Raw genomic sequence first — 12,278 nt, 5'->3', positions numbered from 1 at the left:
CGTGATGATTGATCACTTTCGCGTCCAACCGATCGTATTCGGACAAACCTCTCTAGTGTGGGGGGATGGCTGAGGATCGGCGTTTGCGGGCCGTCGTGGCGCTGGCGCAGGCGATGGCGGCCGCCCACACCCCTCGGGAGTCCTGGCGGGCGGCGGCCCTCGGCGCCTGTGTCGCCCTCGACGGCACCTTCGGGGCGCTCTCCGTCTGGGAACGGGAGCTGGGACGGCTGAAGGTCCTGGTCAACGCCGGGCAACGGGCCGAGGGCGAGGAGGAGTTCCCGGAGGCGGAGACCTATCCGGTGAACCGTTTCCCCGAGATCACCGAATTCCTGCACGAGCAGTGGGCGGGCGGCGGGGAGCCGGACGCCTGGGTGGAGACGGCGGAAGGACCGGCGACTCCCGGCCACGGCTACTGCCACCAGCGGGTGGCCGCACTGAGACGGCGGCGGCGCGGCTGCTGTGTGGTCGCCCCGATCGTGCTGCACGGCCGCGCATGGGGCGAGCTGTACGTGGCCCGGCCTCTCGACGCACCCGTCTTCGGCCGGGAGGACGCCGACTTCGCGGCAGTCCTCGCCGCCGTGGTCGCCGCCGGGATCGCGCAGACCGAGCGGCTGGAGGAGGTCCGCACCCTCGCGTTCACCGATCCGCTGACCGGGCTGGCGAACCGCCGGGCCGTCGACACCCGGCTGGACGAGGCGCTGGAGAACCACCGTCGCGACGGGGTGGTGGTGAGCCTGGTCGTCTGCGACCTCAACGGTCTCAAGCAGGTCAACGACACCCTGGGGCACGAGGTCGGGGACCGGCTGCTGGAACGGTTCGGCTCGGTGCTGTCCCGGTGCGGGGCGATGCTCCCGGGCGCGCTCGCGGCCCGGCTCGGCGGCGACGAGTTCTGTCTCGTCGCCGAGGGCCCGCCGGCCGACGACGTGATCGCGGCGGCCGCGGAACTGTGCGTGCGCGCGGGGGAGTTGGAGCTCGGGGCGGGGGTGGCCTGCGGGGTGGCGTCCACCGGGGACGCCATCGGGGAGGTGCGCAGCGGGCGGCGGCTCTTCCGGCTGGCCGACGCCGCCCAGTACCGGGCCAAGGCCGCCCGCTCACCCGGCCCGGTGGTCGCCGGCCGGGACGGAACGGTCCTGCGGCTGGCCGACTCCCCGCCGCGTTCGCCCCAGGACCGCCGCCGTTTCCGCGACGCCCGGCCGGAGGAGGACCCGGAGGCCCGGGAGCCGTGGAGCGAGCCGTGATGCGCCGTGCGGGCGGCGGCCGTGAGGAGCCGGTGCCGGCGTTCCCCGGCGGTACCACCGCCGGGGCCTCCGCCCCCTTCGCGGCCGCCGGCCCCGGCGGTACCACCGCCGGGGCCTCCGCCCCCTTCGCGGCCGCCGGCCCCTCGGCAAGCGGTCCCCGACCATCTCGTGACAGGTAGCGATTCAAAACGTACGCTGCTGAATATGGATATGCACACTGTCGTGGTGGGGACGTCCGGTACCACCGCCGACGACGTCGTCGCCGTGGCCCGCCGGGGCGCCCGTGTCGAGCTCTCCCACGAGGCCCGCGCCGCCCTCGCCGAGGCCCGTGCCGTGGTGGACGCCCTGGCCGTCAAGCCCGAGCCCGTCTACGGGGTCTCCACCGGGTTCGGCGCCCTCGCGACCCGGCACATCAGCCCCGAACTCCGTGCCCAGTTGCAGCGCAACATCGTCCGCTCGCACGCCGCCGGCATGGGCCCGCGCGTCGAACGGGAGGTCGTGCGGGCGCTGATGTTCCTGCGGCTGAAGACCGTGTGCTCCGGCCGCACCGGCGTCCGGCCCGAGGTCGCCCGGACCATGGCGGACCTGCTGAACGCGGGCATCACCCCCGTGGTCCACGAGTACGGCTCCCTCGGCTGCTCCGGCGACCTCGCACCGCTCTCCCACTGCGCCCTCGCGCTGATGGGCGAGGGCGACGCCGAGGGGCCCGACGGCACCGTCCGCCCCGCCGGTGAACTCCTCGCCGAGCACGGCATCGAGCCGGTCGTCCTGCGCGAGAAGGAGGGCCTCGCCCTCCTCAACGGCACCGACGGCATGCTCGGCATGCTCGTCATGGCCCTCGCCGACCTCGACCGCCTCTACAAGACCGCCGACATCACGGCCGCGCTCACCCTGGAGGCCCTCCTCGGCACCGAGAAGGTCCTCGCGCCCGACCTGCACGCCATCCGGCCGCACCCCGGGCAGGGCGCGTCCGCCGCCAACATGCTCGCCGTACTCAAGGGCTCCGGGCTGACCGGCCACTTCCAGGAGGAGGAGGCCCCGCGCGTCCAGGACGCCTACTCGGTGCGCTGCGCCCCCCAGGTCGCCGGCGCCGGCCGGGACACCATGGCCCACGCCCGCCTGGTCGCGGACCGCGAGCTGGCCGCCGCCGTCGACAACCCCGTGGTGCTGCCCGACGGCCGGGTGGAGTCCAACGGGAACTTCCACGGCGCGCCCGTCGCCTACGTCCTGGACTTCCTCGCGATCGCCGTCGCCGACCTCGGCTCCATCGCCGAGCGCCGCACGGACCGGCTGCTCGACAAGAACCGCTCCCACGGCCTGCCGCCGTTCCTCGCGGACGACGCGGGCGTGGACTCCGGTCTGATGATCGCCCAGTACACGCAGGCCGCCCTGGTCGCCGAGCTGAAGCGCCTCGCCGTGCCCGCGTCCGCGGACTCCATCCCGTCCTCCGCGATGCAGGAGGACCACGTCTCGATGGGCTGGTCCGCCGCCCGCAAGCTGCGCACCGCGGTCGACAACCTGGCCCGGGTCCTCGCCGTCGAGCTGTACGCGGCCACCCGCGGCATCGAACTGCGCCGTCACCTCACCCCGGCGCCCGCCTCGCAGGCCGCGATCGCCGCGCTGCGGGAGGCCGGCGCCCAGGGGCCCGGTCCGGACCGCTTCCTGGCACCGGACCTGGCGGCGGCCGAGGCGTTCGTGCGGGAGGGGCGGCTGCTGGCGGCGGTGGAGCCGGTGACCGGCCCGCTCGCCTGACCCTCCCGGCCCTCTCCCCGGCCCCGTACGTCTTCCTGACCCCGTGTGCGTCGCGCGCGGGGTCAGGCCGCGTACGCGCCGCCGCTCCTGCGGATCGAGTACCCGACGAAGCCCGCGCCGATCGCGAGGAACGCCGACCCGGCGATGACGTACGGGGTGGTGTTCACGCCGCCGGTGTCCGCCAGCCGGAGTTCCCGGCCGTGGCTCTGGTCCTGGCCCGGGCCTTGGTCCTGGTCGCCGCTGCCGGGCCCCGCCTCGGGGGCTTCGGCGTTCCGGGCCGGGGTGACGGTGCCGGCCGCGGCCGCCACCTGGCCCTGTCTGCTCTCACCGGTCGCGTTCGCCGAAGGGACGAACCACAGCGCGCACAGCAGGGACCCCGCGGCGGTCGCGGTGAGCAGCGGACGACGTGCGACGGACACGAACACCTTCCCCATCAACGGTCGTTCGAATCATTGAATGCGCTGATGCTAGTGAACGCAGCGGGTCTCCGGAAACCCGAGGGCACCGGCCCCTACGCTCCCGTCCATGACCACTGACGAGACATCACGTTTTGTGCGGCTGCGAGTGGAACTGGTCCTGGAGATCGAGGACCCGGACGCCCTGACCGGGGCCGCCCTGGAGCGCATCACGGCCGACGAGCTGATGCCGGACGAGGAGCGCGCGCACGCCGGCTCGGCGGTCCGCGAGGACGAGGCGGAGGCGCTGGCGTACCTCGTCGACCCGTTCGACCTGGTCGCCGAGGTGCCGGGGGTGGAGCTGGCGCAGGCGTCCTGGAGCAGTGAGCAGGTCGACTACGACCCGGACGCGGACGACTGGGACCTCGACGACGACTCCGACGACGACTCGGACGACGAGGACCTCGACGAAGGCCCCGGGGTGGAGCCCGGAGCGGGCCCCCGCTGAACGGCAGCGCGCCCCCGGATGCCGAGGGACGGGCCGGGGCGTAAGACGGATCACATCGCCACGGCGCGAGCGGGCCCGTCCCCCCCCCGTGCACGCCGGGGGAGACGCGCCGGGGCCCCCGATGCCGCGGGCCGGGGTCAGCGGTGGGCGAGGGGGTGGTTCCGGGGCGGTCCCGGCAAGGAGGATGATGGGGGGCGGGCCGGCACCGCCGCCGTGTCCGGTCGACCACCGGACTCCCGCCGCCCGGATCCGCGTGCTTCAGGCACCGGATGCCCGGGCAGGCGTACTGGCGGAGCGCCGGACGGCCGGTGCACGACGGGCGCGACGGGGAGGCCGCCGCGCCACGTCAGCACCGGTCCGCGGGCCCGTGCAACCAACCGGCCGCCGCACGCGTCGATCACATCGGTGAGCGGGGCGCGGGGGGTCGCGCGACCGGCAGTGGCGTTCCCCACATCCTTCGCGGATGTGGAACCGGATGCCCTGAGATGGGGATTGTCCACAGTGACGGTCCGGGGAAATCGGCGACGATGGAGAAGCATGTGATGACGGACAGCAAGCGGCGCAGGGGTCTGGTGGCCGTGTCCGCGGTGCTCGGGGGCGTGCTGGTGCTTTCCGCCTGCAGCGACGGCGACAAGGGCGCGGGGTCCGACAGCTCGAAGACGTCGCAGGCGCAGGTCGACGAGGCGGCCGCCAAGGAGGTCTCCAAGGCACGAATAGCGATCTCCCCGAAGAACGGCTCCGACAACGCCAGCATCAACAACGCCGCCAAGGTCACCGTCTCCGACGGCACGCTGACCGAGGTCACCCTGACCGGAGCCGACGGCACCGCCGTCAAGGGCACCATCGCGGCCGACGGCAAGAGCTGGAAGCCGGACGTGCAGCTGGAGCGCTCCACCACCTACAAGCTCGCCGTGACGGCGAAGGACGCCGACGGCCTGGCGGCCCACGAGAACTCGTCCTTCACCACCGTCTCGCCCGACAACAGCTTCATCGGGAACTTCACGCCCGAGGACGGCTCGACCGTCGGCGTCGGCATGCCGGTCTCGATCAACTTCAACAAGGCGATCACCGACCGCAAGGCCGTCCAGTCCGGCATCACGGTCAGCTCCAGCAGCGGCCAGGAGGTCGTCGGGCACTGGTTCAACGACCAGCGTCTGGACTTCCGCCCGGACCAGTACTGGACCGAGGGCTCGACCGTCACGCTGAAGCTCGCGCTGGACGGCGTCGAGGGCGCGGACGGCGTCTACGGCGTCCAGCAGAAGACCGTCACCTTCAAGATCGGCCGCAACCAGGTCTCCACCGTCGACGTCGCGACGAAGACGATGACGGTCACCCAGGACGGCAAGACGATCAAGACCATTCCGATCTCCGCCGGCTCCCCGGAGAACCCGACCTACAACGGTCAGATGGTGATCTCCGAGAAGTTCAAGGAGACCCGGATGAACGGCGCGACGGTCGGCTTCACCGACGACGACGGCAAGGGCGAGTACGACATCAAGGACGTGCCGCACGCCATGCGCCTGTCCACGTCGGGCACCTTCCTGCACGGCAACTACTGGGGCGCCGACTCGATCTTCGGCAACGCCAACACCAGCCACGGCTGCGTGGGCCTGAACGACGTCAAGGGCGCGGGCGACCCGAACCAGCCCGCCGCGTGGTTCTACAACAACTCGATCATCGGCGACGTCGTGATCGTGAAGAACTCCAAGGACAAGGTCATCCAGCCGGACAACGGCCTCAACGGCTGGAACATGAACTGGTCCCAGTGGAAGGCCGGCTCCGCGGTCTGATCCGCTCCGCGCCATCCGCCCCGACGCCGAAGCGGCGGCCCTCCCGACCGGGAGGGCCGCCGCTTCGTGCGTGCGGGGAGTGGGGGGTGGTGTGCCCTGGTCAGCCGACGGCCCGGTGGGCCTCCAGGCTGCCCTGGGTGCCCTTGACGAGTCCGACACCGCCGTCCACCGCGCTCGGGGCCACAGCGGGCGCCGTCTCCCGGTCGGCTCCCGTGCGGGCGTCCAGGACGACGGGGCCGCTCTTCGCCTCCCCGTGGACGGCGCCGTGCCAGGCCGTGGTGACCTCCAGGGAGGTCCGGTCCCCGGTGGGCAGGGACCACAGCTTCTTGCCGGAGACGGCGTCGTAGCCGTTCACCTCGTCGGAGGTGTGCGCCGTGCTGCCGCACACCACGACGCTGCGCTCGTCGTAGGCGCAGGTCAAGGCGTTGCCGCTGGAGCCGATGCCCTCCCTGGGCGGGAGCCCGACGAGCTGCTTTCCGGTCCGGGCGTCGACCACGCCCTCGGTGTCCTCCCCGAAGTCACCGGAGAGCGACTGGTAGACCACCTCGGTCTGGAGCACACCGGTACCGATGGCCCGCGCCTTCAGCGTCGTGCTCTTGGCGTACTGCTCCCACAGTTCGGAGCCGTCCTTCGCGGAGAGTCCCACGAGCCGGGTGAACCGGTCCTCGAAGGTCTCGCTCCGGCCCTCGACCGTGAACTTCTCGGTGCTCCGCACCACGCCGACGACCGCGCCGCCGCTGTAGACGGGGTCGACGAGTCCCGCGTCCGGCTTCTGTCAGAGTTCCTTGCCGGTCGCCGGGTCGATCGCGTGAACGGAACTCGTCTCGGTGCCGGTGCCGGTGCCGGTGCCGGTGTCGGTGTCGGTGCCGGTGTCGGCCTCGGGCCGGGTGCCGACGACGACCGCGGCGGTGGCGTCGGCGCCGATGAGGGTCCCCTCCGCGCCGACCGCCGTCCGCCACTTCTCGGTACCGGTGCGCGCGTCGAGCGCGACGACCTCCGTCGAGGTCGTCTCCTTCGAGGTGCCCGTGCCGCCGGTCGTGACCGACACCGCCGCGATCACCAGGGCGCCGTCCCCGTCGGCCACGACGTAGGGACGCTGCGGACCTCGACCGACCGGGGTGGACCACATCACCTCGCCGGTCGCGGTGTCGTAGGCCGAGAGCTTCTCCTCGGCCACCGTGTAGGCCAGCCCCTCGTGCAGGGCGAAGGTGGGGGTGCTGAAGGCCACGGCGGTCAGTGATCGCCAGGTACGCAAGGGAACTGCCTTTCGTGGGAGAAGCAGGGCCGCGGCAGGCGGCAGCAGAGGATGGGGCCCTTGCTCCCGGCTCCCGGTCCCCCGATGCCGGACTCGCCCGGCGTGATGCTGTCCTGGTCGAGCAGACCGTAACACCCATGATCACATGGCGGTTTGGGCGGCGGACGTCCCTACGCCGTGCCCGCGTCCGCCGGGATCTCGGCGACGCCCCAGCCCGCCAGCAGGCGGAGGGACTCGGCGGAGCGGGTGTCGGGTTCGGCGTGGTAGGTGACGAGGGAGAGGTCGTGGTCGTCGGGGAGGCGCAGAGTCTCGTAGGCGAGGGAGAGTTCGCCCACCAGGGGGTGGTGGAGGCGCTTCACGCCGTGGCCCTTCTCCTGCACGGTGTGGGCCGCCCACAGGGAGCGGAACTCCTCGCTCTTCACCGACAACTCGCCTACGAGAGAGGAGAGTTGCGGGTCGTCCGGGTAGCAGCCCGCGCACAGGCGCAGGACGCTCACCACCTCGACCGCCTTGCACTCCCAGTCCAGGTACAGCGCGCGGGAGTTCGGGTCCAGGAAGACCAGCCGGGCCATGTTCCGCTCCGCCGGCTCCATCGCGGCGAAGTCGCCGAACAGGGCGCGGGCCATCCGGTTCCACGCCAGGATCTCCAGGCGCCGCCCCAGGAACAGCGCGGGGGTCTGGTCCATGGTGTCGATCAGCTGCTGGAGCTGCGGCCGCACCTTCTGCGTCCGGTGGACCGCGCCCCGCTTCTTCTTCGCCTTGGGCTTGGCCAGATGCGTCAGATGCGCGTGCTCGGTGTCCGACAGCCGCAGCGCCCGGGCGATCGAGTCCAGCACCTCCGAGGACACGTTCTGCCCGTTCCCCTGCTCCAGCCGCGTGTAGTACGCCACCGACACCCCCGCCAGTTGCGCCAGCTCCTCCCGGCGCAGCCCCGGGACGCGGCGGTGGCGGCCGAAGTCGGGCAGCCCGACGTCCTCCGGCTTCAGCCGGGCCCGCCGGGACCGGAGGAATTCGCTGAGTTCGGCACGCTGGTCCATCCCTCAAGTATTGGCCACCCCCGGGGCGGCCCGCCGGACGAGCCTGACCCTGCCAGTGGTAGGCACGGCGGACGTAGGCACGACAGAGGGCTGGGTGGCTCCGCCGTGCCCGGGCAGGCTCGATGCCATGACCACGAACGTATCCACCGTCCCCGCCTACGCCGCCCCCGCCGCGGGCGCCCCGCTGGAGCGCACCACGATCCCGCGCCGGGCCGTCGGCGAACACGACGTACTGATCGACATCAAGTTCGCGGGCATCTGCCACTCCGACATCCACCAGGCCCGTGACGGCTGGGGCACCGGCATCTACCCGATGGTCCCCGGCCACGAGATCGCCGGGATCGTCACCGAGACCGGCCCGGGCGTCACCCGGTTCAAGGCCGGTGACCGGGTGGGCGTCGGCTGCCTCGTCGACTCCTGCCGCGACTGCGACAACTGCAGGGCCGGTCTGGAGCAGTACTGCACCGGCGGCAGCGTCGGCACGTACAACGCCCTCGACAAGAACGGCGAGCCCACCTACGGCGGCTACTCGACCCATATCGTCGTCGACGAGCGCTTCACCGTCCGCATCCCCGAGGGCATCGCCCTCGACGAGGCGGCCCCGCTGCTGTGCGCGGGCATCACGCTGTACTCGCCGCTGCGCCACTGGCAGGCCGGCCCCGGCAAGAAGGTGGCGATCGTCGGGCTCGGCGGCCTCGGACACATGGGCGTCAAGATCGCGCACGCGCTCGGCGCCGAGGTGACCGTGCTCTCCCAGTCGCTCCGCAAGAAGGACGACGGCCTGAAGCTCGGCGCCGACCACTACTACGCGACCTCCGACGACGCCACCTTCGAACAGCTCGCGGGCACCTTCGACCTGATCGTCTCCACGGTCTCCGCGCCGCTGCCGCTCGACCGCTACCTCGGTCTGCTGCGCACGGACGGGGCCTTCGTGAACGTCGGCGCCCCGGAGGAGCCGGTCTCGCTGAACCTGTTCTCCGTCATAGGCGGCCGCAAGACCCTGGCCGGGTCCGGTATCGGCGGCCTCCCGGAGACCCAGGAGATGCTCGACTTCTGCGCCGAGCACGGCCTGGGCGCGGAGATCGAGGTGATCCGGGCGGACCAGGTGAACGAGGCGTACGAGAGGGTGCTGGCCAGCGATGTGCGGTACCGCTTCGTGATCGACACGGCGACGATCTGACGGTCCGGACGCGGTCTCGGTCTCGGTCGCCTCGCAGGCGCAGGCAGAGGCGACGACGCCCGATGGGAGGCGGTCGGCGGCGGCACGGTGCGCGGCGCCCGATCGGATGCCCCCGGCCATGACCCGGGAGGTAATCGACGGGCGCCCGCCCCGCCCGGCACGATCGCGGTGTGCCCGGAACCCCGGGCCCACCGCCGCCCCGCCCCGACCGGGAGGACCCGCCATGACCGCGTACGCCGTCGCCCATCTGCAGCCCCCGGCCCGTCTCGACGACGAGGTCTTCGCCTACATGGAGCGCATCCAGGCCACCATGGAGCCCTACGGCGGGCGCTTCCTCGTGCACGGCGCGAACGTCGAGGTCGTGGAGGGCGACTGGCCCGGCGCGCTGGTGATCGTCGCCTTCCCCGGTATGCGCGAGGCGCGCGAGTGGTACGCCTCCGACGCCTACCGGGCCCTGATCCCGCTGCGCACCCGCCATATGCCGGGGGACATCGTCCTCGCCGAGGGCGTGGGCCCCGACTACGACGCGGCCGGGACGGCCGCGCATCTGCGGCGAGCCCAGGGCACCCCCGCGGCCTGAGCCCGCCGCCCCCTCCGGGCCCCGCACCGCCCCCTCCGGGCCCCGCACCGCCCCCTCCGGGCCCCGCACCGCCCCGGCCGGGCCCGCCCTGCCCCGGGCCCTCACCCCGCCCCCTCCGGCGCATGGCACACCGCCTCCACGTTGTTGCCGTCCGGATCCCGCACGAACGCCCCGTAGTACGCCGGGTGGTACTCCGGCCACACTCTCGGCTCGTGCAGCACCTCGGCGCCCGCCTCCACCGCCGCGTCGAAGAAGGCGCGCACGGCCGCCCGGTCGCGCGCCGAGAACGCGAGATGCGCCTCCCGGGCCGCCCCGTCCGTCGTCACCGGGCCGATCCAGAACGTCGGGAAGCCCTTCCCGTATCCGATCACCGCCCCCTCCTCCCGTTCGAAGAGCCGAGTGCCGCCGAGAGTGGCCAGCACCCGGTCGTAGAAGGCGGCACTCGCCGCGGTGTCCTTCACCTGTACTGATACGTGGTCGATCATGCACCGAGGGTGACACAGGCCGCTGACAGTCACCCCGCTGCCGTGCGGGCAGGGGCTCGGGCGCCCCGGCCCGCCTCCCGCGCCGGAATCGTCGGGGCCCCTCGGGCGTTCAGGAAGTGGGCCGGGGCTCCGGTGGCGTGTGCGCGCGCCGGGCCGCCCGACGAACGAGCCGGCATGGACGACATGTACGGGTGTGACGAAGGAGGAGCTGCAATGGCGGCGCAGACGCAGAGGGCCGTGCTGGCGGGCGGGTGCTTCTGGGGGATGCAGGACCTGATCCGGCGGCTTCCGGGAGTGACGGCGACACGCGTCGGCTACACGGGCGGCGACGTGCCGAACGCGACGTACCGCAACCACGGCACGCACGCGGAGGCCATCGAGATCCTCTTCGACCCCGAGCGGACGAGCTTCCGTGAGCTCCTGGAGTTCTTCTTCCAGATCCACGACCCGACGACCAGGAACCGCCAGGGCAACGACATCGGCCTCAGCTACCGCTCGGCGATCTACTACGTGGACGACGAGCAGAAGCGGGTCGCCGAGGACACGATCGCGGACGTGGACGCCTCCGGCCTGTGGCCCGGCCCGGTCGTCACCGAGGTCGAGCCGGTCGGTCCCTTCTGGGAGGCGGAGCCGGAGCACCAGGACTACCTGGAGCGGTACCCGGACGGGTATACCTGCCACTTCCCGCGCCCGGGCTGGCGGCTGCCGGCCCGCGCGGAGGGCTGAGCGGGCACCGGAGCGGGGTTGGGGCGGGGCTGCGTGGCGGCTCAGCCCCGCAGCGTCGCCGGGCTGCCGCCGTTCGCCTCGTAACCCGCCACGGCCAGCGCGCGGTAGACCGTGTACTCGGCCGCCGGGTCGCCGTTGTGCGTCCACGGCAGTGCGCCGACGTGCCCGTCCACGTGGACGAGCTGGTTCATCGCCTCCGCCCAGCGCTCGCCGCGCACCAGGAAGAGGATCAGCAGGTGCCGGACGTGGGCGAGCATCGGATCGTCCGCGCGGGCGGAGTGGACCGCGTACAGCGCGCCCTCGACCGCCTTGGTGACGACCGCGCTCTGGTAGAAGCCCCTGACCATGTTGACCTCGGGCAGGTGCTCGTACACCGCGAACAGCGGCAGCGCGGCGAGCAGGGAGCCCTGCGGGGCGCGGGCGGCGGCGGTCGTCGCGAAGTGGTCGGCCTCCTCTCGGGAGCCGTGCCACTTCTCGCAGAGGTAGTGCAGCGCCGCGAGGTGCGCGCCCATGTGACCGGGCGCCCGGTCGATGACCTTGGCCCAGAGCTGGTCGAACTGCTCGTGGGAGTCGCCGAGTCCACGGGCGACGGCCAGGTCGACGATGTACGGGACGGGGTCGCCGGGCGCCAGCAGCGCGGCCTGGGCGCAGACGGACCGGGCCTCCTCCAGGATGATCCGGAACTCGTCCGTCCCCGCGGCGGCCGTCCGCCACGCCTGCTGCACGAGGAACTCGGCGTGCACCTGCGCCCCGCCCGCGTCCTTCGGGGACTCGGAGCGCCAGGCGCGCAGCCACGCGCCGCCGGTGCCGGGCTGCTGCTGGAGTTCGAGGGACGCGGCGCCCGCGAAGGCCTGCACCCGCTGCCAGCGGGTCTCGCTCTCCTTGGGCGTCCCGGCGAGGAGCTGCGAGGCGGCTCGCCAGTCCTGGGTGCGCTGGACGACGTCGAGCACGTCGAGGAGGTCCTGGTCGGGGCCCGGCAGGCGGACGTCCAGCTGTTCCTGGCGCACGAAGCCGTAGGTGTCGGGGTCGGCGGCGTCGGGCGAACCGGGCGCGGCGAGCCGGATGCCCGAGCGGCGGCGCAGCATGAACGGGCCGACGACCGCGGCGAGCATGCACAGCGCGATCAGGAACCAGAGAATCTCCATGGCCCCATTGTCCCGGACACCCGCCGTCCCCCGAGCGGGCAGGTCCCTGGTGGTCGCGGCACGTGTGGTCCGGGCCCATGTTGCCGCGGCACGTGTGGTCCGGGCCCATGTGGTCCTGGGACATGTGATCGGGGCCCATGTGGTCCGGGCACGTGGGGCGTGGGCACGTGGGGTGCGCGTATACGAG

13 protein-coding genes are annotated in these 12,278 nt (G+C 72.7%); 7 read left to right on the top strand and 6 right to left on the bottom strand.

Annotation, left to right across the window (positions count from 1 at the left end):
- Nucleotides 1-65: 65 nt before the first annotated feature.
- Together C593_RS0110625 and hutH are read left to right on the top strand one after the other, a co-directional pair.
- Nucleotides 66-1,238 carry a GGDEF domain-containing protein gene (locus tag C593_RS0110625; RefSeq protein WP_037745441.1) on the top strand — a complete coding sequence of 391 codons (1,173 nt, stop codon included), beginning with the start codon at nt 66-68 and terminating at the stop codon, nt 1,236-1,238.
- Nucleotides 1,239-1,448: 210 nt separating this feature from the next.
- Nucleotides 1,449-2,990, top strand: coding sequence for a histidine ammonia-lyase (gene hutH / locus C593_RS0110620; RefSeq protein ID WP_018847279.1), 1,542 nt, complete (start codon nt 1,449-1,451; stop codon nt 2,988-2,990).
- A gap of 62 nt (nt 2,991-3,052) precedes the next feature.
- Here the strand turns inward: hutH and C593_RS0110615 are convergent, their stop codons facing one another.
- Nucleotides 3,053-3,409, bottom strand: coding sequence for a hypothetical protein (locus C593_RS0110615; protein ID WP_026277562.1), 357 nt, complete (start codon nt 3,407-3,409; stop codon nt 3,053-3,055).
- 106 nt (nt 3,410-3,515) lie between these two features.
- Here C593_RS0110615 and C593_RS0110610 point away from each other — a divergent pair, with 106 nt between their 5' ends.
- The gene (locus C593_RS0110610) at nt 3,516-3,893 is read left to right on the top strand and encodes a hypothetical protein (protein WP_051093668.1); all 378 of its coding nucleotides are present in this window, start codon (nt 3,516-3,518) and stop codon (nt 3,891-3,893) included.
- 527 nt (nt 3,894-4,420) lie between these two features.
- Nucleotides 4,421-5,683 (top strand): Ig-like domain-containing protein, encoded by a 1,263-nt coding sequence (locus tag C593_RS0110605; RefSeq protein WP_018847276.1) that lies wholly within the window; start codon nt 4,421-4,423, stop codon nt 5,681-5,683.
- A 100-nt stretch (nt 5,684-5,783) separates the two neighbouring features.
- Here C593_RS0110605 and C593_RS0110600 read toward each other — a convergent pair whose 3' ends face one another.
- From C593_RS0110600 to C593_RS0110590, 3 genes are read right to left on the bottom strand one after another with little or no spacing between them, the layout of a single operon-like run.
- A complete protein-coding gene (locus C593_RS0110600) occupies nt 5,784-6,401 on the bottom strand; it encodes an outer membrane protein assembly factor BamB family protein (RefSeq protein WP_018847275.1) in 618 nt (205 codons plus the stop codon).
- 57 nt (nt 6,402-6,458) lie between these two features.
- A complete protein-coding gene (locus tag C593_RS30965; RefSeq protein ID WP_078521376.1) occupies nt 6,459-7,073 on the bottom strand; it encodes an outer membrane protein assembly factor BamB family protein in 615 nt (204 codons plus the stop codon).
- Between the two features lie 35 nt (nt 7,074-7,108).
- Nucleotides 7,109-7,975, bottom strand: a complete 867-nt coding sequence (locus C593_RS0110590; protein WP_018847273.1) for an MmyB family transcriptional regulator — start codon at nt 7,973-7,975, stop codon at nt 7,109-7,111.
- Between the two features lie 127 nt (nt 7,976-8,102).
- Here C593_RS0110590 and C593_RS0110585 point away from each other — a divergent pair, with 127 nt between their 5' ends.
- On the top strand, nt 8,103-9,155 hold the full coding sequence (locus tag C593_RS0110585) for an NAD(P)-dependent alcohol dehydrogenase (protein WP_018847272.1): 1,053 nt from the start codon (nt 8,103-8,105) through the stop codon (nt 9,153-9,155).
- Nucleotides 9,156-9,378: 223 nt separating this feature from the next.
- Nucleotides 9,379-9,735, top strand: a complete 357-nt coding sequence (locus tag C593_RS0110580; RefSeq protein WP_018847271.1) for a DUF1330 domain-containing protein — start codon at nt 9,379-9,381, stop codon at nt 9,733-9,735.
- A gap of 101 nt (nt 9,736-9,836) precedes the next feature.
- On the opposite strand, the gene C593_RS0110575 is transcribed toward C593_RS0110580, so the two are convergent.
- Nucleotides 9,837-10,220, bottom strand: coding sequence for a VOC family protein (locus C593_RS0110575; RefSeq protein WP_026277561.1), 384 nt, complete (start codon nt 10,218-10,220; stop codon nt 9,837-9,839).
- 213 nt (nt 10,221-10,433) lie between these two features.
- Between C593_RS0110575 and msrA the strand changes: the two genes are divergently transcribed.
- Entirely contained in the window at nt 10,434-10,946 is a 513-nt protein-coding gene (gene msrA / locus C593_RS0110570) for a peptide-methionine (S)-S-oxide reductase MsrA (protein WP_018847269.1), read from the top strand.
- A gap of 41 nt (nt 10,947-10,987) precedes the next feature.
- On the opposite strand, the gene C593_RS0110565 is transcribed toward msrA, so the two are convergent.
- Nucleotides 10,988-12,091 (bottom strand): membrane protein, encoded by a 1,104-nt coding sequence (locus C593_RS0110565; protein WP_018847268.1) that lies wholly within the window; start codon nt 12,089-12,091, stop codon nt 10,988-10,990.
- Nucleotides 12,092-12,278 lie beyond the last annotated feature (187 nt).

This window comes from Streptomyces sp. CNT372, assembly GCF_000377145.1.
The sequence above is the reverse complement of the archived record's forward strand: the minus strand, read 5'-3'. Positions and strand labels throughout refer to the sequence as shown.

Coding starts and splice junctions, on each gene's coding strand:
- C593_RS0110625 (WP_037745441.1), top strand. CDS start 66: ATGGCTGAGGATCGGCGTTTGCGGGCCGTCGTGGCGCTGGCGCAGGCG.
- hutH (WP_018847279.1), top strand. CDS start 1,449: ATGCACACTGTCGTGGTGGGGACGTCCGGTACCACCGCCGACGACGTC.
- C593_RS0110610 (WP_051093668.1), top strand. CDS start 3,516: ATGACCACTGACGAGACATCACGTTTTGTGCGGCTGCGAGTGGAACTG.
- C593_RS0110605 (WP_018847276.1), top strand. CDS start 4,421: ATGGAGAAGCATGTGATGACGGACAGCAAGCGGCGCAGGGGTCTGGTG.
- C593_RS0110590 (WP_018847273.1), bottom strand. CDS start 7,975: ATGGACCAGCGTGCCGAACTCAGCGAATTCCTCCGGTCCCGGCGGGCC.
- C593_RS0110585 (WP_018847272.1), top strand. CDS start 8,103: ATGACCACGAACGTATCCACCGTCCCCGCCTACGCCGCCCCCGCCGCG.
- C593_RS0110580 (WP_018847271.1), top strand. CDS start 9,379: ATGACCGCGTACGCCGTCGCCCATCTGCAGCCCCCGGCCCGTCTCGAC.
- C593_RS0110575 (WP_026277561.1), bottom strand. CDS start 10,220: ATGATCGACCACGTATCAGTACAGGTGAAGGACACCGCGGCGAGTGCC.
- msrA (WP_018847269.1), top strand. CDS start 10,434: ATGGCGGCGCAGACGCAGAGGGCCGTGCTGGCGGGCGGGTGCTTCTGG.
- C593_RS0110565 (WP_018847268.1), bottom strand. CDS start 12,091: ATGGAGATTCTCTGGTTCCTGATCGCGCTGTGCATGCTCGCCGCGGTC.